This is a genomic window from Maridesulfovibrio pacificus (SeqCode), from assembly GCF_048612815.1.
Taxonomy (GTDB): domain Bacteria; phylum Desulfobacterota; class Desulfovibrionia; order Desulfovibrionales; family Desulfovibrionaceae; genus Maridesulfovibrio; species Maridesulfovibrio pacificus.
Genome location: NZ_JBLZNE010000001.1, coordinates 1,098,303 through 1,123,907 on the forward strand (window position 1 = coordinate 1,098,303; position 25,605 = coordinate 1,123,907).

25 protein-coding genes and 4 tRNA genes are annotated in these 25,605 nt (G+C 45.0%); 18 read left to right on the plus strand and 11 right to left on the minus strand.

What is annotated here, in order from left to right:
- Nucleotides 1-26 precede the first annotated feature (26 nt).
- The 4 genes from ACNI23_RS05265 to ACNI23_RS05280 form a co-directional block, all read right to left on the minus strand.
- Nucleotides 27-440, minus strand: coding sequence for a cytochrome c3 family protein (locus ACNI23_RS05265; RefSeq protein ID WP_420247166.1), 414 nt, complete (start codon nucleotides 438-440; stop codon nucleotides 27-29).
- Between the two features lie 17 nt (nucleotides 441-457).
- Nucleotides 458-1,201 (minus strand): 4Fe-4S dicluster domain-containing protein, encoded by a 744-nt coding sequence (locus tag ACNI23_RS05270; RefSeq protein WP_420247167.1) that lies wholly within the window; start codon nucleotides 1,199-1,201, stop codon nucleotides 458-460.
- The gene (fdnG, locus tag ACNI23_RS05275; protein ID WP_420247168.1) at nucleotides 1,201-4,260 is read right to left on the minus strand and encodes a formate dehydrogenase-N subunit alpha; all 3,060 of its coding nucleotides are present in this window, start codon (nucleotides 4,258-4,260) and stop codon (nucleotides 1,201-1,203) included. Before fdnG ends, ACNI23_RS05270 begins: the two co-directional genes overlap by 1 nt.
- A gap of 411 nt (nucleotides 4,261-4,671) precedes the next feature.
- Nucleotides 4,672-5,508: a class I SAM-dependent methyltransferase gene (locus tag ACNI23_RS05280; protein WP_420247169.1), complete on the minus strand. Its 837-nt coding sequence runs from the start codon at nucleotides 5,506-5,508 to the stop codon at nucleotides 4,672-4,674.
- A 291-nt stretch (nucleotides 5,509-5,799) separates the two neighbouring features.
- Here ACNI23_RS05280 and ACNI23_RS05285 point away from each other — a divergent pair, with 291 nt between their 5' ends.
- Both ACNI23_RS05285 and ACNI23_RS05290 read left to right on the plus strand, forming a co-directional pair.
- Entirely contained in the window at nucleotides 5,800-5,988 is a 189-nt protein-coding gene (locus ACNI23_RS05285) for a type II toxin-antitoxin system HicA family toxin (protein WP_420247170.1), read from the plus strand.
- Nucleotides 5,989-6,058: 70 nt separating this feature from the next.
- Nucleotides 6,059-6,469: a type II toxin-antitoxin system HicB family antitoxin gene (locus tag ACNI23_RS05290; RefSeq protein WP_420247171.1), complete on the plus strand. Its 411-nt coding sequence runs from the start codon at nucleotides 6,059-6,061 to the stop codon at nucleotides 6,467-6,469.
- Nucleotides 6,470-6,652: 183 nt separating this feature from the next.
- Here ACNI23_RS05290 and ACNI23_RS05295 read toward each other — a convergent pair whose 3' ends face one another.
- The 3 genes from ACNI23_RS05295 to ACNI23_RS05305 form a co-directional block, all read right to left on the minus strand.
- Nucleotides 6,653-7,261 (minus strand): BON domain-containing protein, encoded by a 609-nt coding sequence (locus tag ACNI23_RS05295; protein ID WP_420247172.1) that lies wholly within the window; start codon nucleotides 7,259-7,261, stop codon nucleotides 6,653-6,655.
- A gap of 87 nt (nucleotides 7,262-7,348) precedes the next feature.
- Nucleotides 7,349-8,410 carry a glycine cleavage system aminomethyltransferase GcvT gene (gene gcvT / locus ACNI23_RS05300; RefSeq protein ID WP_420247173.1) on the minus strand — a complete coding sequence of 354 codons (1,062 nt, stop codon included), beginning with the start codon at nucleotides 8,408-8,410 and terminating at the stop codon, nucleotides 7,349-7,351.
- Between the two features lie 60 nt (nucleotides 8,411-8,470).
- Nucleotides 8,471-10,213 carry a hypothetical protein gene (locus ACNI23_RS05305; RefSeq protein ID WP_420247174.1) on the minus strand — a complete coding sequence of 581 codons (1,743 nt, stop codon included), beginning with the start codon at nucleotides 10,211-10,213 and terminating at the stop codon, nucleotides 8,471-8,473.
- A 369-nt stretch (nucleotides 10,214-10,582) separates the two neighbouring features.
- On the opposite strand from ACNI23_RS05305, the gene ACNI23_RS05310 reads away from it, so the two are divergent.
- The 4 genes from ACNI23_RS05310 to ACNI23_RS05325 are packed head-to-tail and all read left to right on the plus strand — an operon-like array spanning nucleotide 10,583 to nucleotide 13,645.
- On the plus strand, nucleotides 10,583-10,786 hold the full coding sequence (locus ACNI23_RS05310) for a DUF6485 family protein (protein ID WP_420247175.1): 204 nt from the start codon (nucleotides 10,583-10,585) through the stop codon (nucleotides 10,784-10,786).
- A gap of 3 nt (nucleotides 10,787-10,789) precedes the next feature.
- The gene (locus ACNI23_RS05315; RefSeq protein WP_420247176.1) at nucleotides 10,790-11,815 is read left to right on the plus strand and encodes a GAF domain-containing protein; all 1,026 of its coding nucleotides are present in this window, start codon (nucleotides 10,790-10,792) and stop codon (nucleotides 11,813-11,815) included.
- A 27-nt stretch (nucleotides 11,816-11,842) separates the two neighbouring features.
- A complete protein-coding gene (locus ACNI23_RS05320) occupies nucleotides 11,843-12,868 on the plus strand; it encodes a rod shape-determining protein (protein WP_420247177.1) in 1,026 nt (341 codons plus the stop codon).
- A gap of 3 nt (nucleotides 12,869-12,871) precedes the next feature.
- Nucleotides 12,872-13,645, plus strand: coding sequence for an inositol monophosphatase family protein (locus ACNI23_RS05325; RefSeq protein WP_420247178.1), 774 nt, complete (start codon nucleotides 12,872-12,874; stop codon nucleotides 13,643-13,645).
- Between the two features lie 2 nt (nucleotides 13,646-13,647).
- Here ACNI23_RS05325 and ACNI23_RS05330 read toward each other — a convergent pair whose 3' ends face one another.
- Nucleotides 13,648-14,163 carry an NUDIX hydrolase gene (locus ACNI23_RS05330; RefSeq protein ID WP_420247179.1) on the minus strand — a complete coding sequence of 172 codons (516 nt, stop codon included), beginning with the start codon at nucleotides 14,161-14,163 and terminating at the stop codon, nucleotides 13,648-13,650.
- Between the two features lie 59 nt (nucleotides 14,164-14,222).
- Here ACNI23_RS05330 and rimI point away from each other — a divergent pair, with 59 nt between their 5' ends.
- The 10 genes from rimI (at nucleotide 14,223) to ACNI23_RS05380 (ending at nucleotide 19,204) form a co-directional block, all read left to right on the plus strand.
- Nucleotides 14,223-14,759, plus strand: a complete 537-nt coding sequence (rimI, locus tag ACNI23_RS05335; RefSeq protein WP_420247180.1) for a ribosomal protein S18-alanine N-acetyltransferase — start codon at nucleotides 14,223-14,225, stop codon at nucleotides 14,757-14,759.
- A 36-nt stretch (nucleotides 14,760-14,795) separates the two neighbouring features.
- On the plus strand, nucleotides 14,796-15,986 hold the full coding sequence (locus ACNI23_RS05340) for a phosphoglycerate kinase (RefSeq protein WP_420247181.1): 1,191 nt from the start codon (nucleotides 14,796-14,798) through the stop codon (nucleotides 15,984-15,986).
- Nucleotides 15,986-16,741: a triose-phosphate isomerase gene (gene tpiA / locus ACNI23_RS05345; RefSeq protein ID WP_420247182.1), complete on the plus strand. Its 756-nt coding sequence runs from the start codon at nucleotides 15,986-15,988 to the stop codon at nucleotides 16,739-16,741. Before ACNI23_RS05340 ends, tpiA begins: the two co-directional genes overlap by 1 nt.
- 43 nt (nucleotides 16,742-16,784) lie before the next feature.
- Nucleotides 16,785-17,123 (plus strand): preprotein translocase subunit SecG, encoded by a 339-nt coding sequence (gene secG, locus ACNI23_RS05350; protein WP_420247183.1) that lies wholly within the window; start codon nucleotides 16,785-16,787, stop codon nucleotides 17,121-17,123.
- Between the two features lie 56 nt (nucleotides 17,124-17,179).
- Nucleotides 17,180-17,266: transfer RNA gene (locus ACNI23_RS05355), tRNA-Leu, on the plus strand.
- Between the two features lie 130 nt (nucleotides 17,267-17,396).
- A tRNA-Leu gene (locus tag ACNI23_RS05360) sits at nucleotides 17,397-17,483 on the plus strand.
- Between the two features lie 99 nt (nucleotides 17,484-17,582).
- Nucleotides 17,583-18,050 (plus strand): hypothetical protein, encoded by a 468-nt coding sequence (locus ACNI23_RS05365; RefSeq protein ID WP_420247184.1) that lies wholly within the window; start codon nucleotides 17,583-17,585, stop codon nucleotides 18,048-18,050.
- A 134-nt stretch (nucleotides 18,051-18,184) separates the two neighbouring features.
- Nucleotides 18,185-18,271: transfer RNA gene (locus tag ACNI23_RS05370), tRNA-Leu, on the plus strand.
- 59 nt (nucleotides 18,272-18,330) lie between these two features.
- A complete protein-coding gene (locus ACNI23_RS05375; RefSeq protein ID WP_420247185.1) occupies nucleotides 18,331-18,789 on the plus strand; it encodes a GNAT family N-acetyltransferase in 459 nt (152 codons plus the stop codon).
- A 328-nt stretch (nucleotides 18,790-19,117) separates the two neighbouring features.
- Nucleotides 19,118-19,204: transfer RNA gene (locus ACNI23_RS05380), tRNA-Leu, on the plus strand.
- 93 nt (nucleotides 19,205-19,297) lie between these two features.
- On the opposite strand, the gene ACNI23_RS05385 is transcribed toward ACNI23_RS05380, so the two are convergent.
- Together ACNI23_RS05385 and ACNI23_RS05390 are read right to left on the minus strand one after the other, a co-directional pair.
- A complete protein-coding gene (locus ACNI23_RS05385) occupies nucleotides 19,298-19,984 on the minus strand; it encodes a DNA alkylation repair protein (RefSeq protein WP_420247186.1) in 687 nt (228 codons plus the stop codon).
- A gap of 1 nt (nucleotide 19,985) precedes the next feature.
- Nucleotides 19,986-21,359, minus strand: coding sequence for a bacteriohemerythrin (locus ACNI23_RS05390; RefSeq protein WP_420247187.1), 1,374 nt, complete (start codon nucleotides 21,357-21,359; stop codon nucleotides 19,986-19,988).
- Between the two features lie 200 nt (nucleotides 21,360-21,559).
- Between ACNI23_RS05390 and ACNI23_RS05395 the strand changes: the two genes are divergently transcribed.
- Together ACNI23_RS05395 and ACNI23_RS05400 are read left to right on the plus strand one after the other, a co-directional pair.
- Nucleotides 21,560-21,754: a hypothetical protein gene (locus tag ACNI23_RS05395; RefSeq protein WP_420247188.1), complete on the plus strand. Its 195-nt coding sequence runs from the start codon at nucleotides 21,560-21,562 to the stop codon at nucleotides 21,752-21,754.
- Nucleotides 21,755-21,770: 16 nt separating this feature from the next.
- Nucleotides 21,771-23,024 (plus strand): M20 metallopeptidase family protein, encoded by a 1,254-nt coding sequence (locus ACNI23_RS05400; protein WP_420247189.1) that lies wholly within the window; start codon nucleotides 21,771-21,773, stop codon nucleotides 23,022-23,024.
- Nucleotides 23,025-23,129: 105 nt separating this feature from the next.
- Here ACNI23_RS05400 and ACNI23_RS05405 read toward each other — a convergent pair whose 3' ends face one another.
- On the minus strand, nucleotides 23,130-25,217 hold the full coding sequence (locus ACNI23_RS05405) for a tetratricopeptide repeat protein (RefSeq protein ID WP_420247190.1): 2,088 nt from the start codon (nucleotides 25,215-25,217) through the stop codon (nucleotides 23,130-23,132).
- Between the last annotated feature and the right edge of the window lie 388 nt (nucleotides 25,218-25,605).

A 25,605-nucleotide genomic window follows, 5' to 3' on the forward strand; every position in this document is an offset into this window, starting at 1 on the left:
GCGTAGAATGTAGACTGTTTGTTTGGTTACTTAATTCCTTCAGGGTGACATGCGGAATTGATACATCCGGTCATTTCCTTGTCATTGCCAAATTCCTTGACGTGACATCCCAGACAGGAGGGGCGCTTTGCGTTGTTGCGCTTGTAGTGCATGGCTTTGAAGTAGGACTTGTAGCCCTTGGTCGGTATTGCCGAATAATTGTCATGACAGGTGGCACAACTGGTCGGTTCGCCGGACTTCTTGATATTATGATGGCAGTCAATGCACTCGTAGTTTTCATGGCTGGAGTGGTTGAATACCACACCGATACCTTTGTCAGGTTTGATGAAGTTGATGACAAGATCATCGTCCGGTGCGGTCCATTCTTCTTTTGCCCCCGCGCCGATGGCGACAAAGACAATTCCCATGCAGCACAGGCATGCGATCAATAATTTTTTCATCTTATTTCTCCTGTCTGCTAGGCTTTATTATTAAGAGCGGTGAGGAATCCGCGTCTTGATGTTTTAGAAGGGCTTACCCCGGCCATCAGAGTCTTGCGCTGATCAGCAGAAGCTACAACATTTTCATAGTAGCTTTCCGGCTTGGTCTCACAGAGATAGATTACGCGAACATCATCAGGATCGGCGAGGTAGGCGTTGGGGTTGGTCTTTTTGACCTCCGCAAGCCTTTCTTTTGCCATCTTAAGCATATCCGCACGATCACCAAAGTTCATGGTTCCGGTGGGGCAGCTCTGTACACAAGCAGGCTGCATACCCATTTCCACACGGTCAAGACACATGTCACACTTGGACCAGAGTCCGGTTTCCTTGTCCTGACGGGGAACATTGTAAGGGCAGAGTTCCCAGCTTTCCAGTTTACCTTTGCGGATAACAGCCTTGTCGGTCATTACCACTGCGCCGGTTTTTTCGTCTTGTACCACAGAGCCCGGGGTGTACATATTTGCAATGTATTTACACGGGGGCTCAATGCAGTGACGGCACTGTTCCGGGAAGAACAGCCAACGGAATTTACCGTCTTCGTCACGGGCTTCGCTGAAACGTACCAGACGGATGGTTTTTGAAGACAGATCCTGCGGGTTCTGGTGAGAACCAACGTTGCGGGTGTGTTCCGCAGGGAGGTCTTTCCACTGCTTGCAGGCAACCTGACAACCACGGCAGGCGGTACAAAGGGTGAGGTCTACAAAGAAGCTTTTACCGGACATTAGTTATCACCCTCCTTCCACTTACGGATGTTGACCATGAAGGCCTTATATTCGGGGATACCGGTGTTCGGGTCACCCACGTTGGGGGTTACGATGTTTGCAGAATCACCGCCGTTAATGGGGGTTACCCAGCCGTAATGCCAGGGCATACCAACCATGTGAACGTCAGTACCGTTGATGTTGTAAGGCTGGATACGCTCGGTAACCATGGCAATGGCCCAGAGTGATCCACGTACACTTTCAACAGTGACCTTTTCTCCGTTTTCAATGCCGCGCAGCTTGGCAAGTTCGGGGCTTATTTCCACGAACATCTGCGGTTCAGCTTCTACCAGCCAGTCCTGCCAACGGGTCATAGAACCGGTCTGCCAGTGTTCGGTGATACGATAGGTAGTACCAACAAAGGGGAAGCGCGGATCGCATACAGCCTTTTCCTCACCCTTGATCTGAACAGCCGTGGGGTTGTGCAGGGTTTTGGAGAAAGGATGTGTTTTAACCGGACATTCCAGTGGCTCGTAATATTCAGGCAGGGGACCGTCTGCGCGGCCGGGGCCGAAGAGTTGTCCGAAGCCGTTCTTACGCATGATGAACGGATGTTTTGTTCCGGGTTTCCAGCCGCCATCAGGTACGTCACCGATCCATTTGGAACCGTTCCACTTTATAACTGCTTTCTTGGGTGCCCAAGGCTGTCCCTTTTCATCAACAGAAGCTCTGTTGTAGAGAATGCGGCGGTTTACAGGCCAGCACCATGTCCAGTTGGGGAAAAGTCCGATATTGGCCTGTTCCTTGGTCTGGGTTGAGTCATGGCGCATGGATTTGTTTTCCGTATCAGATACGGAGTTACAGTACAGCCAGTTTCCGGAGGTAGTGGAACCGTCTGCCTGTAAATAAGCGAAGCTGGGGACCTGCTGTCCTTTCTTGAACTTCTTGCCCTTTATTTCAACATCGCGAGTGAACCAGCCGTTACAGAGTTTGGCGGTCTTACGGGCACTGAATTCCATATGGCCGTGCTCGTTTTCCTCACACATGTTTTCGAAGCTTAGGTGGGTGATAGGTTCAGGGTATGCACCACCTTCTTTTTCGTAGAGTTCTTTGAGTTCTTCCCAGATTTCGTGGAAGTAGTGACCGTCAGTCATGACGTCATCGAAAGGTTCGGGACCTTTGTAACGCCACTGCATCCAACGACCGGAGTTGGAGACGGAACCTTCTTTCTCGATCGCAGAAGCACAGGGAATGAAGAAGGTTTCGGTCTTGATTTTCTTGGGATCCATATCCGGGCCTTTCCAGAAATCACTTGTTTCGCACTGGAAGAGGTTGACGTTGACCATCCAGTCCAGTTTGCCAAGAGCCTTACGAGTCTTGACGGAGTCGGAGCTGGAGCAGGCCGGGTTCATACCCCAGATCAGACCGCCTGTGAATTTGCCTTCATACATGCGGTCGATGAGCGGAATCCAGGAATAAACGCTGGCCTTGTGGTTATCAAGACGAGGCAGATACTGGTAACCCTGTTCCGGGGTATCCTCGGAGTACATGGCCTTGATCAGGCTGGCCGAGTACTTGGGATAGTGCTGCCACCAGTTGGCGGATTCGGGGTCGCTGCTCTTGGGGGTGTAAGTATTGTTGTACTGCTCAAGGGTGTCCTGACCGGCCAGTGGAGTTTTCAGGTAGCCGGGGAGAATGTGGTAGAGCAGGGCGTAGTCAGTGGAGCCCTGTACGTTACATTCGCCGCGCAGTGCGTTAACACCACCTCCTGCAATACCGATGTTACCGAGCATGAGCTGAATCATAGCCATGGCACGGATGTTCTGTACACCTACAGTGTGCTGGGTCCAACCCATGGCGTACATGATGGTACCGGCTTTGTCTTTTTTGCCGGTGGCGGTGTAAGTGCTGTAGAGCAGTTCAAGGTCTTTCTTGGATACACCGGAAATGGAGGATACTTTTTCCGGAGTATAACGGGCATAGTGTTTTTTCAGGATCTGGAAAACACAGTTGGGGTCCTGAAGGGATTTGTCCTGCTTGGGAATGCCCTTGTCGTCCAACTCAAAAGCCCACTTGGATTTGTCGTATGAATTGGTCTTGGAATCAAAACCGGAGAACAGGCCGTCTTTGAAATCGAAGTCCTTGCCTACGATGAAAGAAGCGTTGGTATAATCAACCATATATTTATGGAAATAACGCTTATTCTTAATGATGTAATTGATCATTCCGCCCAGTACAGCGATATCAGTACCGGAACGCAAGGGGATGTATGCATCCGAGCGAGCGGAAGTACGAGTGAAGCGCGGGTCAACATGAATAATCTTAGCACCGCGTTTCTGTGCTTTTACAGCCCATTTAAAGGAAATGGGATGGTTTTCGGCAGCGTTACTGCCCATTATCAAAATGCAATCACTGTTCTGAAGGTCATTCCAGTGGTTGGTCATCGCGCCGCGTCCGAACGACTCTACCAGAGCCGCAACAGTTGCGCTGTGTCAGATACGTGCCTGGTGCTCAACATAGACCAGGCCGAGTGAACGCATGAAGCTGTGCATGGCATAACATTCTTCGTTATCCAGCGCAGCGGAACCGAGAGAGGCGATACCCATGGTACGGTTGACCACCTGTCCCTTTGCATTTTTCTTTTCAAAACTTTCGTCGCGAGATTTCTTGATCAACCGTGCGATGCGTTTTTTACAGAAATCCCAGTCCTTTTCTTCCCATTCTCCGCTGAAAGGAGCGCGGTACAGGAATTTACCGGGGCGCTTCGGGTTTTCGGTCATCTGGATGGATGCCGCACCCTTAGCACAGAGAGCGCCTTCGTTAATGGGGTGGTCGGGGTTACCTTCCACGTTTACCGCACGTTTTGTCTCAAGGTCGGTGTTAACCAGAAGTCCGCATCCCACGGAACAGAACGCACAGACGGATGTGGTCTGCTGGGTCCATTTGGGACTGAGCTGCTTTGCCCGTTCCTCGGCTGTATTGGCGAAGGCTTTGCCAAGCCCGCCGAACGCCGGAACAGCGGCAATCCCCGCAGCTGCAGCAGTCGTCAGCTTTACAAAATCTCTACGATTAATGTTCATCATCGCTCCTGAAATTTGAGGGTGTTCCAATCATCTGTGTAAGAACCTATCCGTCAATGGGGAAGATGAAAAAAAAAATTTGCTTGTAATGTGAATGACACAATTTAATATGTGTGCTTTTTGATACAATAAGCCGTTATCTAAATATTATATTGAATTTTAAGGAATAAATTACATATTAATGAGATGATAAGCGACAGAGGTTATTTAATTCAGCACTATTTGCGGAATAAAGTGAGTTTCAAGATTATTTCTTGTAACATACTGAAATAAGTGTTTTTCTGCTAGTTTAATGGTGAGAAATATAAGCTTCTAAAAGAGTATTGTTGCTGATCAGACATAATTACCTGAAATTAAGATGAAAAGAGGGTCATTTTTAATACTAAAAATGACCCTCTTTAATATATTCAGCTACTTACGAATAATGACAGCAAATTCATTGCTCTCATTTTGGTACTTAGAACCAGCTACATTACCCCGCAATTCAACTCCGCTGAATCCAGCGGTAGCAATTTCAGCCTCTAAATCAGCCGGCGAGAAGTATTGCAACCAATTATAGATTATGCGGGTGAGTGATGGTTGAATAATAATGTATTTATCCAGCATTATTTTTTCCTGTTCATATTTAAATGTGTTCAGGAATCCGTAATAATGCTCTTCGGCCCAAAATCCATCCATTAGATTAGGCTCAAAGACTCGTTTCTCAAATAATTTGTTGAATGCATTCAGTGAATAAACATCTAACAATACCGAACCGCCCGGTTTAAGCAGGGCATAGAATTTACGCAGGATAATTTGCCGCTGTTCAGGACTGAGAGCGCAAAAGTCGCACATGATCATTATGATGAGATCAAAGTGATCATTAGTACTGTAATCCAGATAATTTGTATTTACATAGTTGATTTCAAGATTACTGTTTTGGGCGGCTTCACTGGCATAAGCAAGGGAATTGCTGGAAAAGTCAATTCCGGTCACAACTGCTCCGGCTTTCGCAAAAGCTGATGTATACAGACCGGGACCGCATCCAAAGTCGGCAACTTTTTTGCATTTTGCCAATTCAAAATGGTCAATTATCCATTCTGATGATTCTGCAATAAAAGTAGAGTTGCGAGAAGCCGCATCGATGTCAGGGTGCAAATGATAATTCAGCATCTGTTTCGCGATGTGTTCATCGGTCCAGAGATCAGACGCAGTATAGAATTCAAAAGGCTGGGGACGTGAGTTTATGTACATAAGTTCTTTAAACATAACAAAACCTTAATATCCTTAAGTAGAATATTATTTGAAAATGTCGCTCAACTGCTCGAAGTACGGCAGGGCAACTCAAGAGCCAAAAGGTCTTTATATGATTAAAGTCTGGACATAATGATGAGTTTATAATTGATTATAAAGTCTAATTCAAGATGCGTTTTTTTGTGTGTAAATATACACATTGAGTTTGACGAGTTGTTGCGATTATGTAAGGATGCACATATTGGCTGGCACTGAAAGTGGAGATTCAGTTGAAGTTTAACCTAGCGGATTTAAGAAAACATCTTCATGACCTCAAAAAGATTAATCCAACTTTTAGAAAAGGATGGATGGTACAAAGTAAACACAGTTGGCAGCCACTGGCAGTTTAAACACCCTGAGAAGTCAGGCAGGGTTACTGTACCACACCCAAAGAAGGACTTATCGAAAGGAACTCTTCATTCTATTGAAAAACAATCCGGACTTAAGCTGCGTTAGGGATGATGGGAAAGATCTTTTCCCTTATTGTGAAATATGTGAGTTGGCAGAGAATGAGTGGAGCAATGTGATGGCAAGTTACTATGCAGTAATCCACAAAGATGATGGATCTGATTACGGCGTTTCTTTTCCAGATTTTCCCGGATGTATTTCCGCTGGAGTAACACTGGAAGAAGCCGAAGTCATGGCAAAGGAAGCCCTTGATTTACATGTTGATGGAATGAAAGAAGATGGAGAGGATATTCCTGCTCCTAATCTCGATTTCAAGGGTATTTATGAGGAATATTCAAGAGATGAGGATTTTCACAGCCTCATGCTCATTAACATTCCTGAAAAAATTAAACGGGTCAGAGTAAACATCAGTGTTCCTGAGCAGGATTTGAAATTTATCGATACTGTAGCTGATAAGTATGGAATGGACAGGTCTGCTTTTCTAGTTCTTGCAGCTAAGAAAATTGGAACAGGTGCTTGTGAGCTCTGAGTTCATCTGAAATCGAATTGAATATTAGGCCCCAGCGCAGTTCTCTGTGCTGGGGCTTATTTGTGTTTAGTTCTTGATGTAATCTAGCTTCTTATGCAGAACTTTTATATTAGGAGATTCTTCGCATTTATGTGGATGCTGTTTAGAATTGGTATAGATTATATCAATGGTAGTTTGCTGCAATTAGTCGCCAAATAAATTTCTTATGGGCCGAAATCTCTTTTTAATTTTTTTCTGCTGTTGAGGCTCTTGGAGAAAATTTATTATTTTGGTCGTACCTGCTATTTCCTGAACAGACTTACACACTGATTTCTGTTCTTGCGGGTCTAAGACTCCCAATATGACCACATTATTTTGCACTACTTTGACAGTAACTTTAGATGATGGATATTTGGGATCAATGAATCCTTTCAACTTGATCTCAAGCTCTGATGAAGTGCTATTCTCAGTAGTTTTCTTGTGCGGCAGAAAAAAGCTGACTCCATAAAGTCCAGAAATTTCCTTGGCGCTATTTATCAAAGTGTCCCGCTCGGCATCATTCTCAACTTCTCCAACGAGAAAGGCGTGGGCTGAATATACATAGCTCGAAATATTGGTCAGGCTTGCAGGGCAATTCAGAAGTATTGTTTTATGTAATTGCAATTGAAGACGGCTGTCTTGAGCTTGAGTGATATATGGCCGTTCATCTTTCACCGCTTTGAATATCCTGCCGTAGGGCACAAAACCAGCTTCAGCGCTGCAGGTGGTTGCCAGCATTACGGAGACCAAAATATATTTAATGATGTTGTACATAGCTAGGTTGTAATGTGCCTTTAGCCAAAAAGAAACCCCGCCACTTTGATAAAATGGCGGGGTTTAATTGATTCTGGAAAGATGAATCTAATCCAGCTTCTTACGTGCTGTGCCATCCTTATAGAACGGAAGCTCCGCCTTTTTAGCTTCAAGGTCTTTGCGAGCACCTTTGATGGTAAAAATATCAGCTTCAGCAGCATCTTTGGCCACATAGGCCAAAGCGATGGAGTAGCCGAGAGTAGGGGAGAAGGAACCGCTGGTAACCTTACCCACTTCCTTACCATCAAGCATGACTATATCGTCATGACGAGCAGAACGGCGACCTTCAATGGTCAGAGGAATAAGGAGTTCCTTTACATCGGTGTATGCGTCTGCGGGAAGCAGGAATCCGTAGCCGCCTTCGCGAGGATTATGCTCGGTATCAAGGTCCTGACCGTAGAGGGGGTAGCCGCACTCGAGGCGAAGGGTATCGCGTGCGCCCAGTCCGATGGGCTCTACTCTTTCGTCTGCAACCAGTTTTTCCCACAGGGAAAGAGCCTTGTCAGCAGGCAGGTAGAATTCGTAACCCAGTTCACCGGTATAACCGGTGCGGCTGATGATCAGCTTGTAGCCGTCAAATTCAGTTTCTTCGAAGTTGAAGTACTTGAGATGTTTAAAGTCGCGTCCGAAAACAGATTCCAGAACGTCCAGAGCAAGGGGACCCTGTAGATCGATCTTGGCTGTTTCGTAGGAAATATTTTCAAAGTTCAGGTCTTCAGGAAGTCTGGAATCAATCCAGTTAAAATCGCCTTCCTCACATGAACCATTGACCACCAGCATGTAGGAGTCTTCAGCAAGGCAATAGATGATCAGGTCATCAAGGACGCCGCCTTTGTCGTTAGGCAGGAAACCGTAACGGCATTTGCCCGGTGCAAGGGTATCCAGATTCTGGGTGACCAGCTTGTTCAGCCCGTCTTTTGCTCCTTTACCGCTGAGTTTGAATTCACCCATATGGCTGATATCAAACACGCCGACCTTTTCACGGGTTTGCTTATGTTCAGCAATAATACCGGCATACTGGACAGGCATTTCGAAACCGGCAAAGGGAACAAGTTTAGCGCCGTTTTCACGGTGCCACTCAGTTAAGGGGGTAGTGCGCAGTGCTGTCAATTTTTTACTCCGTATAAATTGAAAGCACCCGAATAAATCAAGGTGCTTTCAAAGTTAAATTTAAACCAATCCGCTGACGGCCCCTTCCTCGTAGAGGGAACGGCTCTTACGGATCGACCTGAATTCATCAAGTACCATAACCATACGACCGTAATATTTTTTTACATCAAGGCCATAAGGTGTAAGGTCTTCTTCTGGACAAGAAATATATTTACGTATCAAATATGAATCATTAAGAACTCTGTCGCCGATTTTCAAAGCTGTTTCAACGAGCTTGTCAAAGTAGTTTACGATTTCAAATTTGAGTTCATTCATGATTTCATGCATTGTTTGAAGCATTTCAAGGTAGCTTATTTTTTTACCCCGATACTTCCTTTCCCTGAGGTCTTCAAGGACTTTGAGCTTACGGGCCTGCTGAATGTAGCTGTATTTGGACCAGACCTCCTGATAAAGGTCGGTCAGTTCGTTGAACGGTTCATAGTTATCCGGGGCCAGCAGGTAGCTGTCCAGAACTTTCACTACGCCGGAATAAAATTCGTCGGAATACCCGATGATCCTGCGCTGATGTTTGGAAAGCCATGCAAAAAGAAACTTCAGCCGTCTTTCATGGGTCTCTGTGTCCTGAATCAGCTCATTTCGCTTGTAGACAATGTTTCCAGTGTATTCACCACGCACAATATCGTTGAGCAGGATGGTCATACTGGACGCATCCTTAATCACGTTGAAGTGGGAGGCGCACTCCCCGGTGAGGGGATGAATTACTTGTTGCTCGTAAACAGAAAGAGCACGGTCTTCACGGACGTTTTCCGGGTTGAATTTATGCTGGCGGTATTTAACCTTCAGAATGACAACCCTTTTTTTCTCATCTACAAAGAATCCGCCTTTTTTAAGTTCGGCAATGGTGTCTTTATTGTCTTTGCTGACCTGAACCAAAGCAATTTTTTCCACTCGTGGATAATGCTTGGCCTTTGCATGCGAAAAAAGAGAGGTAATAGTCCGGTCGGATTGCCCCAGAACACGGACCATGAATTTTTCACCCATCCGGTGCAGACGACGGGCAAAAAGAGCAGAGGAGGTGCGTCTTTCCGAAACAATGGGAAAACCATGCAACTCCATGAGAAAAGTGTAAACGAATAAACGGTTGTATTCGTAGAGCAGGTTGTCACCCGGTTTGAATTTACCGATTCTGATGCCGAATCGTTTCAGTTCGTTATCTAAATCGGATGGAAACGAGCCGAATACTCCGGCAAGATAAAATTTTCCGGTGTTATCCTGAGCCATAACCTGAGCTCTTTCGATCTCAAGCAGATGCGGGAGAATTCGATCGTAATTTTCAATGGCAGAGATATCAATATTGCAGAATTCGCTGAGAAATTCTTTGTGAGAACGTTTGGGCAGCCTGCTTTCAAAGGTGTCAATGTTCGCTTTGAGAATTGACTCAAAAAGCGGACACGCATCTTCGGTTGTAGAATCATCCAAAAGTCGTGGACTGTGCAGGATGTCGAATTGAAAAATTTCTTGAAAAAAATTCAGGGGACGTTCAAGAGCGACCATGCTGAAACCGGGAAGTTTCTTATACTCGTAAAGGTCTACCTCAAAAGAGGGCAGCAACTCGCGGTCGTCAACCAGAGGATATTGGTTGCGGTTTTCAAAGTAAGGACGGAGCAGGCAATTTTTAATGTGGACATGGTCCAGATGCAGTCGCAGCCCATCCAAAGACCGCATATCGTAAACATCCTGAGGATTTACGGTGTCCGTGTCACAGGCTCCCCCTGTATATTTGGAAAAGGCTTCCTGCCACATATTAAAACCCTGCATGTTGCTGTAGGATCAAATTGGACCTGTCTAATTGAAACTTATCAAGGTCATTTAAATTTATATTAATGTATGAGTAGCCCGAACTGCAACTAATTACAACTGAAATTATCTAGAAAAATTGTAGAATTTAATTTTTATTTAAAACTGATGCTTTTTTTTAGTTAACAGCAATTTTTGAGGTGGAAAAACGGTCATAATAGTAAATTACAACTTTTCGGGGGTGTTTAAAAAGGACTGTTATTAAAACGGGTATCTGTTGACCGGGAAGGCTCTTTCAAATAAGAATGATACGGATTTGATTATATCATATGATATCTCTCTTTTCTAACGACCATAATTTAAGGATGAAAATATATGAGTTTAGACGGTTGCTCCATCGAGAAAAATAAAATTGACTGTCCCTGCACCTACAGCGGTTGTTCCAGAGCCGGTGCCTGCTGCGAATGCATAAAATATCACCGCGCAAAAGATCAGCTTCCGGCCTGCTACTTTACACCGGAGCAGGAAAAAACTTACAACCGGAGCATTGATTATTTTATCGAGTGCAGGACTAAGTAGAGCATGCCTAGAAACGAAATCTTAATTAATATCCTCAGCATCGTCTGTAATGTTTTTGAGGCGCATAGTGTTGTTCTGTTTCTGCCGGACGGACAGCATGGGTATTCTCTTTCCACTTATTTCAGTCTTGGCGATGATATCTCTCCCAAGGGAACCCCCTTGCAGAAGAAGAGTCTGGCCGGAATCGTGATCGGCAAGAATGAGCCCCTTTTTATCAACAATATGGATCGCAAGGGTTCTACAACCATTGGTTATTATGAAAACCGTGAAGATTCAAAGGTTAAAGCCTTCATGGGTACGCCGTTGGAGCAGTCTCTCGGGGCTATATGTCTCGACAGCAAGCGGACTTATTCATTCAGTACCAAGGATTTGAAGATTCTTTCTCAGTTTGGGAAGATGATTACTTCCATGCTTTCCTGTATCCGTTCTGTGGACGCAGACGGAAGAAAAAATGAATATTTCATGACTCTTAAGCTGCTGCATGATTTACGCAAAAGACAGCCTAAATGGAATTCATTTTTAGATAACCTGTTGAATATGACCGCTGGAACAAGTGGTTTTTCCCACTCATTTCTTACTGTTATCGATCAGAGAGGAACTTCTTTTTACATGGAAGGGGAAAACAAGCCTATCCTCCACAAAGGAGATTCCAAATCTATGGCTTTCCCTCTCGGTAGCGGTCTAGTGGGCTGGGTATATAAAAATAACGAACCTATTTTCATTGAAGAAAATAATGCCGGACAGGCAGCCTCAAGTCTTCTCGGAGCCAGTGCAAGTACCGTAGATTTCATGAGTATAATCTGTCTTCCCCTTGTTTTTCAGCGCAAGACCCGGGGAGTTCTCGTGCTGGCAAATGACCAACCGAAGCGAATTGACGAGGACTTGAAGGATTTCCTGTTTATGGTATCTGAGTATCTTAATCAGTTTCTTGAAAACCTTTTTCTGAAAAGCAAGCTTGCGGAAGCACGCACTGCCTTGCAGAAAGTAACCCCGTCCAAAACCAATCCGGTTTTGATAAACGATAATTAACCGCTTCATGCATGAGGCCTGATTTATATGTTGTGGGCTAAAATAATGAGTTTTTTCGGCAAGGATCTTGCCATGGACCTCGGTACGGCAAACACACTGCTTTACACCCCGAAGGATGGAATAATCCTTAATGAGCCGTCTGTAGTTGCACTTGATGCCCGGGATGAGTCTGTCATCGCCGTGGGAAAGGAGGCCAAGGAATATCTTGGACGTACTCCTGATAAAATCAAAGCGATCCGTCCCATGAAAGACGGCGTTATTGCTGATTTTGAAGTAACCAAGAAGATGATCGCTTTTTTTATTAAAAAAGCGATCAAAGGCCGTAATCTGGTCAAACCTAAGATTATTATTTGCGTGCCCACCGGAATCACACAGGTTGAGAAAAGGGCGGTTATTGAATCCGGTCAGCAGGCCGGAGCACGTGAAGTGCGGCTCATTGAAGAACCCATGGCCGCAGCCATCGGTGCCGGGCTTAACATTCACGAACCGGAAGGAAATATGGTTGTTGATATCGGCGGTGGAACTACCGAAGTTGCTGTTATCACCCTTTCTTCCGTGGCTCACAGTCAGTCCGTACGTGTTGCCGGTGACGAGATGAACCTCGCCATTATGCGATACATGCAGGACGAATTTAAGTTGCTTGTCGGTGAGAATACTGCAGAAAGGGCCAAGATTCAGATTGGCTCCGCGATTGAACTGCCTGAGCCGCTTACCATGACTGTTTCCGGACGAAACCTGTTGGACGGTAAACCTAAGTCTATCGAAATCAATGATGCTCAAATCAGAGAAGCGATTGCTGACCCCGTTGCCGCGATTGTCCATTCTGTAAGGGTTGCTCTTGAAAGTACACAGGCAGAACTTGTGGCCGATATCGCCGATAACGGCTTGCTGCTCGCCGGTGGTGGAGCGCTTCTTAAGGGACTGGATAGATTGATAAGCCGTGAAAGTTCGCTCAAGGTTATTATTGATGGCGACCCGCTTACCACCGTTGTGCGTGGGACAGGCTTAAGCCTCCAGAAAGATAAAGGCTTTGAAAAAGTTTATATTAATTAAAACATGCAATCACTACTAGAAAAAGCTACTGCGGCTGTCCTTGAGGCCGGTGAAATAATCAAGGGAAGTTACAATAAGCCTAAGAAAATTAAGCACAAAGGGCGCATTGATCTTGTAACTGAGACTGATCTGGCGGTTGAAAAATTTCTTAAAGCTAAACTTGCAGAAATATTGCCGGGATCGTCCTTTCTTGCCGAGGAAACTGCTGGTGATGCCGAGCTGGTTGACCGTACATGGATCATTGATCCGCTCGACGGTACCACTAATTTTGCCCACGGGTTGCCCATGGTCGCTACTTCCGTTGCTCTTTGGGAGAACGGTCAGGTGGTGCTCGGCATAGTCAATCTGCCTATATTAAATGAAGTATTCACTGCAGTACGTGGCGGAGGGGCTTTTATGAACGGTGAACCGATTCATGTCTCGGATTGCGGTTACCTTGAAGAATCTCTGATTGCCACCGGTTTTCCTTACGCCATTGAAGAACATGTTGATTTCATAACCGATGCCTTAAGCAGGGTGTTGGTTAATACACAAGGCGTTCGCCGTCCCGGTGCGGCTGCTCTTGATCTCGCTTATACAGCCTGCGGAAGGTATGAAGGGTATTATGAAAATTCCCTCAAGCCTTGGGATATGGCTGCTGGATGGCTGTTGGTGGAGGAAGCCGGAGGGCGTGTCACGGAATACGGGCTTGGAGAATTCAACCTGTATTCACCCATGATTCTGGCCACCAACTCTCAAATTCATGAACAGCTTAATGCACTGATTCAGCCTAAATAAGCTTATTTGAATTTGAAGAGCAGATCCAGGTCATTCAAAAAGACAAGAGATGGTACCAGCAGTTCGCGATATTCGCGAATCAGCCAGTCCAATTCACTTTCAGAATAAAAATAGCCGGAATCAGCGTCTTCTGTCATTAACTCCGGAGTTGTGTTCAGTTTATCCAATACGAAAAGGGAAATGAATTCATAGCCTGTCTCGGATGATGCTTTGATCTCTTCGATCAACTTCAGGCTGGAACTGCGAATTCGAAGTTTGTTTTCAAGTTCACGCAAAGCCGCTTTTTCATTGGATTCGCCGGTATATACGTGTCCGCTTACGGAAACATCCCAACGGCCAGCATACAGTTTTTGTTGCGGGCTTCTTTTTTGAAGAAAAAGTTTTCCTTCATTGTCATAGACAAGTATAATCACCGAGCGATGCCGTAATGACTGGCGGTGGACTTCACTGATGTCCATACTTGTTAAAGGACGGTTGTTCTGGTCGACAACTTCAATCTGAACGGGATTTTTTTTCACTTTTAAACAAATTCTTTTCGTTTTTGAACACAGTCGTTCTTTCAATTCATGGAAATTGCGTGTATGAGGTTCATATTGACTTAGGTTGTGAACTCACACTTTCCACCCATGCACAGGTAGATACCCTATTTATGAAAAGCGCGGAAGTCATCTCTGGTACTCAAAAAATTTTCGAACTCGGTCCGGAACATCTCAGCCAGCTCAGGGCTCTGGAGTCTCTGTGTTTCGAATACTACTGGACCGAAGAGCAGTTCCGTCTGGGACTGGAAAAAAAGGCATTCTTTGTCCTCGGATATGAAGAGCAGGGTATGCTGGTGGGGTATCTGGCATATTCAATTGTGCTGGATGAAATGGAAGTTCTCAATTTGGGAGTCCACCCTGAGTTCAGAAGAAAGGGAATTGGCAGGGCACTTATGCTGGATCTTATGCAAAGGTGCCGGGAGATGAATGTGAAAAGAGGGCTTCTGGATGTTAAGGAATCCAATGCTTCCGCCATCGGGCTATATGAAAGTCTCGGTTTTGTTCAGGTGGGAGTCAGGAAGAATTACTATCCGGATACAAGGGAAGACGCCCTCTTGTATGACTTGGATTTTTAGTCAGTAAACTCAAACCGATTTAACCACGGAGTGATCATGCGCTTCATTGACCAACTTGATATTGCAGGAAAAAAACTGCTGATGAGAGTTGATTTCAACGTCCCCCTGGATGGAGAAACCATCACTGACGACAACCGCATCAAAGCCGCTGTCCCTACCTTTAAATATGCACTTGAAAAGGGCGCTTCGGTTATCGTTATGGCCCACTTGGGCAAACCCAAAGGCAAAAGGGTAGACTCTCTGAGCCTTGCTCCCGCTGCCAAGCGTCTTGGCGAATACCTCGGAATGGAAGTTCCCCTTGCTCCTGATTGCATCGGTTCTGATGTTGAAAAAATGGCTGCCGAACTGCAGCCCGGTCAGGTCATGATGCTTGAGAACCTGCGTTTTCATGCTGAAGAACAGGCCAAGACTCCCGAAGAGCGTGGCGATTTCGGCAAACAACTCGCCGCCCTTGCTGATATTTATGTAAACGACGCATTCGGCGTAGCGCACCGTGCTAACGCTTCCGTTGTTGACGTTCCTTATGCTGCAAAAGAATGCTGCGCCGGCTTCCTGCTCAAACTGGAATGGGAATACCTCGGTGAAGCACTTAAAAATGCTCGCAAGCCCTACATCGCTGTTTCCGGCGGTGCCAAGGTTTCCTCAAAGCTCGGCATCCTCAACAACCTGATCGGTAAAGTTGATGACTTTATCATCGGTGGCGCCATGGCCAACACCTTCCTGCTTGCACAGGGCAAGGCTGTTGGTAAATCCCTTGTTGAAGAATCTCTCGTGGATACAGCCAAGGAAATAATGGATAAAGCAGCTTCTTCCGGTACTACTTTGCACCTGCCCACCGACTTTATCTGGGGCAGGGACATTGAGACCGCACAGGGTGTTTGCGACGGCGATTCCGTTCCCGAAGACGGCATGCTGCTCGATATCGGTCCTGAGTCCGCCAAGAAATTCTGTGAAGTGATTGAAAGGTCCAAGACCATCGTCTGGAACGGTCCTATGGGGCTGTTCGAGAAAGAGCCTTTCGCACAGGGGTCCCTTAAGGTCTGCGAAGCTATGGCTAACCTTGATGATGCTACCACCATCGTTGGCGGCGGTGATACCGATGCCGTTGTGCATCAGGCCAAGCTTGAAGATAAGTTTACTTTTATTTCCACTGGTGGCGGCTCCTTCCTCGAGTTTCTCGAAGGCAAAGAACTTCCCGCATTTAAAGCACTTAAGGAGAACAGCTAATGAAAAAATTAATGGCAGCTAACTGGAAGATGTATAAAACCCGCGCTGAAGCTAAAGCAACAGCCGAGGATCTGCTAAAAAAAATCGAAGGCAAACTTCCTGCTGACCGTGAAGTTGTTATTGCAGCTCCTTACACCGCTCTGGAAACCGTAGGTTCCGTGCTGGAAGGAAATGCTGATTGCCACCTTTCCGCTGAAAACCTTTATCCCAAGGCTGAAGGCGCGTTCACCGGCGAGATTTCGCCTGCAATGCTTAAGGATGTAGGCTGTGTATATTCATTGGCTGGACACTCCGAACGTCGTGCAATCATAGGTGAAACTGACGAGCTGGTAGGCGAGAAGGTTGCTTTCGGTCTCGAGAACGGCCTGTCCATGATCCTGTGCATCGGCGAAACTATCGATGAAAGAAAAGCCGGGGAAGTACAGAAGGTTATTGACGAACAGCTCGAAGCTGGTTTAAAGAATGTAGCTTCCGACTTCGCTCCCGAAACCGTTGTTGTTGCCTATGAGCCTGTTTGGGCCATCGGTACCGGTGAAGTGGCCGGCGAAGGCGAAATCGTTGAAGCTCACGGTTTTGTTAGAGAAAAGCTGAAAAAACTTTTCCCTGAAAAAGCCAATGAAATCCGCATCTTATACGGTGGAAGCGTTAAGCCTGCCAACTGCGCCCAGATCATTGCACTTGACAATGTGGACGGTGTCTTGGTAGGAGGCGCGAGCTTGGACGCGGAAAGTTTCAGCCAGATCGCACTGGCTTAAATATCTGCCTTATTCCAGGTGAAAAAATAAAGGAAAAAAAGCTTTGCAAACGCTCGTAATTACTGTACACATTATCGCCTGCGTCTTCCTGATCATTTTCGTTCTTTTACAGAGCGGTAAAGAAGACATGGGCGTAATCTTCGGCGGAGGAAGTGGATCTGTTTTCGGTAGCACCGGAGCAGGTGGAGTTCTCGTAAAGATCACTGCATTTCTGGCAGCAATCTTCCTGGTAACTTCTCTCTCTTACAACTACCTCTCCGGCAACAGGATTGCTGATGAGTCAGTCATGCTTAAAGGTGACACCATCATTACTCCTGAAGTAGAAAAGCCTGCTGTCACTTTTGAAGAGCCCGCAAAGGCTCCTGCAGAAGAGACCAAATAGTAAGTTTTTAAAAACTTCACTGAAGTTCTTTAAAATATATAGCTCGTAGTTTCAGAGCCGAGGTGGTGGAATTGGTAGACACGCTGTCTTGAGGGGGCAGTGGAAGAGATTCCGTGGGGGTTCGAATCCCCCCCTCGGCACCATCTGAAAAGCAGGTGCTTCGAAATGAAAAACCTAAATATTACGAGCAATTATTTGCAAAAACATCTTGCAAATATGTTTTGAGAGCGTTAAGTATTTCCTCAACGAAACGTTCTTAGAACGACACCTCATGCCGAGGTGGTGGAACTGGTAGACACGCTGTCTTGAGGGGGCAGTGGAAGAGATTCCGTGGGGGTTCGAATCCCCCCCTCGGCACCATGCAACTAAGAAAGGGTTGAAGCGAAAGCTTCAGCCCTTTTTTGCGTTTAAACACCAAAAGATGTAACCTGTCATTTCATTATAGCTTGGAGTTACATCATGCCAGATCACAACAAACCATTTCAGCGTAAAGGGTCTATTTCCAATGCTCACGTTGGAATGGAGTTTGAACTTGCTGCTAAAGATTTTTGGGAATCTCAAGGGGTAAAACTTGTCCGATCAATCAAGTTTCCTATCGGCATTGATATAGCCAAAACAAAAGATCATGCATTTGATTTAGGATGCACTGAGCAAAAAGTTATAGTTGAATGCAAATCGCATAAATGGACTTCCGGAGGAAATGTCCCGAGTGCGAAATTGACTACTTGGAATGAAGCTATGTATCATTTTGTAACAGCGCCATCTGGGCTAAGAAAAATAATGTTTGTGCTACGAGATTTTTGTCCGAAGCATAATTGCACCCTAGCTGAATACTATCTCAAGACGAATTACCATTTAATTCCAAGTGATGTTGAATTTTGGGAGTATGATGATGAAAACGGAGCAGCACGTAAGCTTAAAACCTGATTCTTGTAGTCTGATTTCATTGATAAAAACCAAATCAAATTAATTTCAAATTATTATAAAAAACATCTTGCCAAGGGTGTCAGATTTACGTAAACACTTCTTCACACGACGCGGAAACGCGTTGTACACCTCTTGCCGAGGTGGTGGAACTGGTAGACACGCTGTCTTGAGGGGGCAGTGGAAGAGATTCCGTGGGGGTTCGAATCCCCCCCTCGGCACCATGCAACAGAAGAAGGGTTGAAGCGAAAGCTTCAACCCTTTTTTCATATCTGGAGCAAATATGATTATTAGAGATGTAACTAAAACCGACTATAGTGAGCTGATTCAGCTTTGGGAAAGATCTGTACGCGCAACTCATGATTTTCTTGATGAGAGCGATATAGAAGATTTGAGACCTCTTATTTTAGAGCAGTATTTCGATGCTGTTGAATTAAAGTGCGCAAAAGACTCACATGGAACAATTCTTGGTTTCTGTGGTGTCGCGGAAGGAAATCTTGAAATGCTGTTTGTTGATTCTCAAAGCAGAGGGAAGGGCGTTGGCTCGGCTTTATGCGCATATGCCATAGACAATTTAGCTGTGACCAAAGTTGATGTTAATGAGCAGAATCCCCAAGCTTTGGGATTTTACGAGCATATCGGTTTTCGTGTTGTAAGAAGGTCCGCTCTGGATGGTCAGGGCAAACCGTTTCCGCTTTTGCATATGGAGCTGGATTACAACAGAACACGCCGAAAAGTATAATTTATTGCAAAAAATATCATTCTCAGAATTGGCTCAGAATTGATTTTTAGAGTGTTTTGCTTGTGCTGTATTGCACCGCAGGTGGTGACGCGTCAGAAATGAATTCTGCGCCAAGTCGGTATTGTTTGATAAAATTGGATTGTTTTTGGGTTAATTCAGGATGTTTTTTCAATTTTTGATTGGCTAATCGAATGGATTGTCGTTGAATTAATTGATAAAAATGTAGTCTAAACTTTTTTTGGAATTATTAACAAAAACATCTTGCCAAGGGTGTCAGATTTACGTAAACACTTCTTCACACGACGCGGAAACGCGTTGTACACCTCTTGCCGAGGTGGTGGAACTGGTAGACACGCTGTCTTGAGGGGGCAGTGGAAGAGATTCCGTGGGGGTTCGAATCCCCCCCTCGGCACCATGCAACAGAAAAAGGGTTGAAGCGAAAGCTTCAACCCTTTTTTGCGTTTGTGGTCAAGTGATCCTTTTCAGTCAAAAATTTAAGAGAGAACGTCTACAAAAGCTTATGCATATTCTTCAAAGCCTCGCGTTTGCTTAATCCTGAAAGGCTATCCGCATTTGCATCAACATAGTCTTTCACTATTTGCGGATGAGTCCATGCATAATCCCGTAAGGACCAGCCTATGGCTTTGCGCAGGAAAAATTCTTTTGAATCAATATTAGGCTCAATGCATTGCTGCAATAAAGTGAAATTCAATTCATCTTTAAAGCGGAGCTGACAAAGAATGGACGATCGACGTTTCCACATATGGTCATCTGTGGACCACTCAAGCATCAATGCGCTCATTCGTTTCGGTTCAGCGCGTAAAATATTCCCAAGCGGTAAGGTCAGGGCATCGCAGTAATCCCACCATGATCCACTGACTATCATTTCTTCCACCATGGGCAGTGCTTCCCAAGTATGAAATTTTATGCAGGGCTTCCAGTCTATCAAATCTAAAGCACTGTATCGTTCTTCACGGAATTCAGCTTCGCGCCAAATTTCCAGCACTGCGGCTTGCCACTTATCAAAATCCCAAGGTTCGAATTCTTTAAAAATGCGAATACAGGACTTGCGACGAAGGGGAGTAGGGATGCCATAGAAATCCATTTCGGATTTCATATACTTTTTCATGTCCGGTGCGCGTTCAGGATCAGCGAGGTCTTGTAAAGTTTTGCGGACGGCGGTGAGGATGGACATGCTATCTATCCACCTTCAAATATTTAACATACTTCCGGTCAGTAGTCTTAATATGGTTGATAATCCAATCCTGCAGGAATGAATCGATGCTGTCCGGGAAGATATATTTTTTGTCACGGTTCAAGTCCATAACTTCGCGGGTGATACGGCGATGCTCTTTCATGTGTTTTTCAATTCCGGGAAAGCCGCGTTTTTGCATGAAAGCCTCTTCGCGAGCGAAGTGACTGGAAGTGTATTCCAGCAGACGATCAAAAAGTCGAGCAATTGCTTCGTGATCCTGCCCATCACGAAGGGCTGTCTGGAAATCTTCAGCATAACGAACCAATACGCGATGCTCGGCATCAATGGAAGGTATCCCGAGCGATAGATCTTCGGACCATTTGATATTGCTTTGCAATTCGCAGCAGGCCCCGTCTTTTTTGACCAGCTCAAGAACGGAATCGCCATAATTAAGCTCTAACTCATCGGAGGGGTTTTCAATATCAGTTCCATCAGCCCGATGAAGAACCAATGCGCTGATAGCTCCAGTTTTACCTTTCACTTCAGCTACTGTAGTCGGGGCACTGTCGTAGTGGGGAAAAATTCTCAGACTGTAACCCATCACTTCATGAGCAACAGGACCTTTTTCTTCCGGTTCAGCTACTCCGGCATGGCGGGCTAGAATATGCCCGATTTGTTCACCTCCCAGATCAAGAGGATAAACCACGGTATTCGCTCCGGCCCGGAGCATACGGTATTCAATAGAGGGGTCGGTTCCGCGCGCGACAACAAAAATATCGGGATTAAGCTCCCGGGCAGCAAGGGATATATTAATGTTGCTGGCATCATCATTAATACAGAGTACAATAAAATCTGCCCGGCGAATTCCTGCAGAAAGCAGGACTCCATCAACTGCCGCATCGCCATGTAAAATTTTGTACCCGCGCTGTTCAGCTTCGCCTAATTGTTCCTCGTCATTATCCAGAACAACAAAATTCAAACCCAGCTCATACAGCTTCAAGGAAATAGCCCGACCAATCTTGCCGTAACCGCAAACAATTGTGTGTTTTTCTAATTTGTTGATTTTGTCGTTCATTTTCTTTTTCTCGTAGAGGTTTCTAATTCCTGACTGGACAATAACTTTTGCGACCTGCGCTACAAATACAGCCGCAAGGCCAAGTCCCGCAAAAATTAAGACAATGGTGAAAATTCTTCCGGCAGGGGAGAGGTCATGTATTTCCCCGAACCCGATGGTAGTTATGGTAATTACAGTCATGTATAGGGCATCAAGTACGGACCAATCTTTTTCAAAATACAGATAACCCGCGGTCCCGCCTAGAAGGACAGTAAAAAATGCAACTAATAACTGAATATTTTGACGAATATTAAATGACATCTTGTAGCTTGTTTTCCAATATGTTTATATGCGAAGTGATTGTTTTTAAACTAAATATGGTAACTTTCCCATTTTATCAACCAATTGGCAGCTAGTTGGTAACGGCTGAGATGATAATTTTCATAGACATAGCAGATTACAGACAATACAATTCAACCTGCCTGTAAATATAGACAATTTCATTTAAAGGAGTTTCATAAATGAGTGATGTTAAAAAAAGCGTAGATTACATCTTCCATGGTCTGGATGCTCTTGATGTTCTGCTCTGTTCAAAAGAAGCTGAGAATCTCAATGTCCGTAATATTGTTGGACTTCTTCATCCTATTCTCGATGATGCCAAGCGTAGGGCACATACTGAAATTTCCGCGCGCAACGCTAAAGATAAAGACTCGTAGATCAAAAGGGAATTAAATGGATTTGACCGAAATGGTTCAGACTGAACTGGGTGATTTAGTCAGAATTTACAAGCACCTGCATGCCAACCCTGAACTTTCGCGTGAAGAAGAAAAATCTTCCAAACTGGTTGCAGACCAGTTGGAGTCATGCGGTATTTCTGTAACCAGAAATTTCGGCGGCTACGGTGTCGTCGGTGTTCTGGAAAATGGGGCCGGCCCGACTGTTATGGTCCGTGGTGATATGGACGCGCTGCCGATTACCGAAGAAACCTGTCTGGATTATGCAAGTTCTGTAAGAGGCAAAGATCCTTCCGGCAACGATACCGGTGTGATGCATGCCTGTGGGCATGATGTGCATATGACCACTCTTGTGGGGACAGCCCGAATCCTTTCTAAATCCAAAGAAAGTTGGAGCGGGAAAATAATTTTTGTCGGGCAGCCTGCCGAAGAATCTATGTCCGGTGCCAGAGCGATGATTGAACAGGGACTTTTTGAAAAATTCGGAGCTCCTGATTATTGCCTTGCTACCCATGTCATTACCAAACTTGAAGCCGGTAATATTATGGTTAAGTCCGGACCGATCATGGCCGGGACGTATCAGCTTAAAATTACCGTCCGCGGAGTAGGGGGGCATGGTGCGATCCCGCAAGAATGTATTGATCCGGTTGTACTCGCAGCAAGAATCGTTACTTCGCTCCAAACCATTGTCAGCCGTGAGTTCAGTCCGCTTGATCCCGCAGTTGTCACCGTTGGTTCCATCCACGGTGGGACAAGAGCCAATATCATTCCCGGTGAAGTGGTCATGGAAGTCACTGCAAGATTCTGTAATTCAGAAGGTCATGACCGAATTTTTAATTCAGTGAAGCGAATCTGTAAATATGAAGCCTTGTCTATGGGGCTGCCTGAAAATCTGTTGCCCATCGTTGAATTTGACGAAGAAAGCGATCTGCCCGCAACAACTAATGATAGTGGCTTAGCTGATATTGTCCGCAAAGCTGCTGCGGAACATCTTGGCGCAGATAAGGTACATGAAGCTAAAATGGTCATGGGCAGTGAGGATTTTTCTCTGTTCAGAACGGCTGGCGGCAAAGAAACTCCATCATGTCTGTTTTTTACCGGAGCGACATCTGCCGAAGAAATGACTTTATTCCATGAAAAAGGAATTAATCCGCCGTCTATTCACAACAGCAAATTTTATCCACCGCCGGAGCCGACCATCAAGACTGCCGTCACCACAATGGCCGGAACGGTATTAAAAATTTTGAGTTAAAATTAAAGGCCCTGCTAAAGATCTTAGCAGGGCCTTTGTTGTTTGGTTTTAATTTATAAGCTTCATGCGAAGCATAATAAAGTATTTTAGCTGCCGGAATTTCAGTTAAAACGGAAAACTAACTTCTTTTCCAGCTCCGACTTTGGCCAACTTGGTATCGATGGCGTTAAGTCTGGCCTGAGCAGCTTCTTTTTGAGCTTTTCGGTCAGCACGTTTAATGACTGTTTTCAGGAACCGCTTGGCAGTTTCGAACTGTCCTTTGTGTTCATAAATCATGGAAGCGCGATACATTGCGGTCACGGCCCAGATATTTTGTTCGGGGAATTCCCAAGCCAGCTCAAGATAATGCTTGAGAGCTTTGTCTTTTTTACCGATAGCGTGTTCACCTTCAGCAATCCAGAAAAGAACTTCCGCGCGTAGCTCGTCATTTTCCAATTGATCACGATCGGACCAAATTCTTTCAAGTATCGCTTGAGCTTTTTTCAGGTCACCTTTCTGCTGGATCATCAGTGCAAGCTTCAGTTCTTTTTCAGCAGGAAGAGTTCCACCGGACTGCAGAATCTCATTGTAGGCATTCATGGCCTTATCATCTTTCCCGGTTGCAAGATCATAGGCAACTGCGGCAGTGAGCCACTTAAGACGAAGTTTCGGACCGAATTTATCTTGATTAACACGCTTCAAATAATAGGCGGACAGCTTGAAGTCTCTATTTTGAGCTGCTTTATCAGCCAGGTAAATGAAGCTTTCCGCTCCTAATTTAGATTTAGGAAAAAGGAATGCACTGCGGCGGGCAATTTGAGTGTTTTGCTTGTTTTCTGCCTGTTGCGACAGGTCTGCAAACACAAGCAGCCTATCCAGCGGATTGGTATTGATGACCTCATTTAGTTTTTGGGAAGAAATTGGTTTCCAAAAAGAAGTGTTGATATCACTAAAATACTCAATCCCTGCAGCTTCACTCAAACCGGAAATGATAAAAAGATGCTCATTCTTTCCGTAATCTGCCGTACTGAGAACTCTGGATAAAGGCAGCTTGAAGGCAATGCCGCAGGCAATCCTGAGGCTCATGGGCAAGGTGTCCTTATCCAGACGCTTCAGAACATTTTCAGCATGTTTCATGTCACCGGTCAAAAAAGCAAATGCCAAACGGTAGTTTTGCAAAGCGTTAACCAGATCGCTGGAAAGAAGCAAAGAACCAGTTTCACGGTCGATGGTTTCAAGTGCTTCCTGAGGTTCCATTTCCAGCAGTTTCTTGCGGAAAACATTCCATGCAGGTGATGTCGGAGCACCGAGCTGCCAGAGAGTAGGGGAGATGATCGCCGGTTCTAAAGCCCCTGCCTTAATGAAAGAAGCCGGACGAACCAGATTCTCTTCATTAAATAAAGATACTGTCTCGGGGACTTTTCCGGACTCCAGATACTGATTTACAGATTTCCAGAAAGTCTGAACCGTAGAATTAGAGACTGCATCCAAAGCTCGATTTGATTTAGACCATTCACCGATACTGGCTGCGGCCAGAGATTGGGCAATGAGTACGCGGTCTGGGTCACCAACCACTGATGAATTGCTAACAAAAGGTTGGCTCTCAGCAGCATTATGCAAACTTTCAATTTTGGATTTGCTATTAACTACAAAATAGGTTGTAGGCCATACTTTTTCAGCTTGATCGAAAGTCTGTTCAAGGAGCATCTTCCGTGATTCCCGAGCTGAATCCGGTGTTACCCGATACCCCCAGTAAAGGGAACGCCAGACATCAAACCAAATACTTTTAAGATAGGAATCCTCTTTAAATTTTGCAGACATAATATCTTGGTCCATCAAACGAGCAGCCTGACTGAACCAAATTACACCCTTAACAGGATCACCCAGAGCTCGCTGGCATTTACCACCAAGCCAAAGTCTGGTGATTTCCTGTGTTTTATCAGTAAAAGCCGGGGTTGATTGCAGCGTTTCAAGACACGCTGAATAGCGACCGAGATTAAAAGCTGTTTCAGCCCGTTTCAAAATCAACTCAGGGGTATCCCCAGTCTGAGAATAGTTCTGTTCCAGAATGTCCCAGGCTCCATATTTTTCCAGCCAGGTTTCAAATGAAGCTGTCTTACTGGATGAAGCTGCAAATACATTTCCACTTCCTCCGAACAAAACAGCTGCAGCCAGAAGGGAAGGTAATATCTTTTTCTTAAGTCTCAAACTCATGAAAACCTCATGGATTTAGATTTCAATTCAACGTGAATTATTAGTTACCACTGAGATAAAGAAAAGCGTCTTAAGAGGCAAACTTAATCGCTACAATGAACAAAGTTTTACCTACAGACCAGTTAGAACCTCAATCAGCAGCATGAAAATGCCGGTTTTTCTTTACGATAAACTATAACTATCTAAATTTTAACATTTAAATAATTTAAAACTTATCGATGTTAATGAAGATAAAGTCCAAATTGCGAAAACTTTATTACATTCAATTCTCAAAGTTTACATAATTTACATTATGAGACATGCAAACAAAGTTAGTAATATCAATATGATGAGGTCATAAGTCTCAATTTTTCAAAAATTATGGTCAATAATGGCCAAATTCACTCTT

Excerpts from the sequence above, each read along its gene's own strand:
- ACNI23_RS05385 (WP_420247186.1), bottom strand. The coding sequence starts at position 19,984 with ATGTCCATCCTCACCGCCGTCCGCAAAACTTTACAAGACCTCGCTGAT.
- tpiA (WP_420247182.1), top strand. The coding sequence starts at position 15,986 with ATGAAAAAATTAATGGCAGCTAACTGGAAGATGTATAAAACCCGCGCT.
- ACNI23_RS05280 (WP_420247169.1), bottom strand. The coding sequence starts at position 5,508 with ATGTTTAAAGAACTTATGTACATAAACTCACGTCCCCAGCCTTTTGAA.
- ACNI23_RS05290 (WP_420247171.1), top strand. The coding sequence starts at position 6,059 with ATGGCAAGTTACTATGCAGTAATCCACAAAGATGATGGATCTGATTAC.
- ACNI23_RS05390 (WP_420247187.1), bottom strand. The coding sequence starts at position 21,359 with ATGTCATTTAATATTCGTCAAAATATTCAGTTATTAGTTGCATTTTTT.
- ACNI23_RS05270 (WP_420247167.1), bottom strand. The coding sequence starts at position 1,201 with ATGTCCGGTAAAAGCTTCTTTGTAGACCTCACCCTTTGTACCGCCTGC.
- ACNI23_RS05320 (WP_420247177.1), top strand. The coding sequence starts at position 11,843 with ATGTTGTGGGCTAAAATAATGAGTTTTTTCGGCAAGGATCTTGCCATG.
- ACNI23_RS05395 (WP_420247188.1), top strand. The coding sequence starts at position 21,560 with ATGAGTGATGTTAAAAAAAGCGTAGATTACATCTTCCATGGTCTGGAT.
- ACNI23_RS05295 (WP_420247172.1), bottom strand. The coding sequence starts at position 7,261 with ATGTACAACATCATTAAATATATTTTGGTCTCCGTAATGCTGGCAACC.
- ACNI23_RS05375 (WP_420247185.1), top strand. The coding sequence starts at position 18,331 with ATGATTATTAGAGATGTAACTAAAACCGACTATAGTGAGCTGATTCAG.
- ACNI23_RS05315 (WP_420247176.1), top strand. The coding sequence starts at position 10,790 with ATGCCTAGAAACGAAATCTTAATTAATATCCTCAGCATCGTCTGTAAT.
- ACNI23_RS05400 (WP_420247189.1), top strand. The coding sequence starts at position 21,771 with ATGGATTTGACCGAAATGGTTCAGACTGAACTGGGTGATTTAGTCAGA.
- ACNI23_RS05365 (WP_420247184.1), top strand. The coding sequence starts at position 17,583 with ATGCCAGATCACAACAAACCATTTCAGCGTAAAGGGTCTATTTCCAAT.
- ACNI23_RS05305 (WP_420247174.1), bottom strand. The coding sequence starts at position 10,213 with ATGTGGCAGGAAGCCTTTTCCAAATATACAGGGGGAGCCTGTGACACG.
- ACNI23_RS05265 (WP_420247166.1), bottom strand. The coding sequence starts at position 440 with ATGAAAAAATTATTGATCGCATGCCTGTGCTGCATGGGAATTGTCTTT.
- ACNI23_RS05285 (WP_420247170.1), top strand. The coding sequence starts at position 5,800 with ATGACCTCAAAAAGATTAATCCAACTTTTAGAAAAGGATGGATGGTAC.
- ACNI23_RS05325 (WP_420247178.1), top strand. The coding sequence starts at position 12,872 with ATGCAATCACTACTAGAAAAAGCTACTGCGGCTGTCCTTGAGGCCGGT.
- ACNI23_RS05340 (WP_420247181.1), top strand. The coding sequence starts at position 14,796 with ATGCGCTTCATTGACCAACTTGATATTGCAGGAAAAAAACTGCTGATG.
- ACNI23_RS05405 (WP_420247190.1), bottom strand. The coding sequence starts at position 25,217 with ATGAGTTTGAGACTTAAGAAAAAGATATTACCTTCCCTTCTGGCTGCA.
- ACNI23_RS05310 (WP_420247175.1), top strand. The coding sequence starts at position 10,583 with ATGAGTTTAGACGGTTGCTCCATCGAGAAAAATAAAATTGACTGTCCC.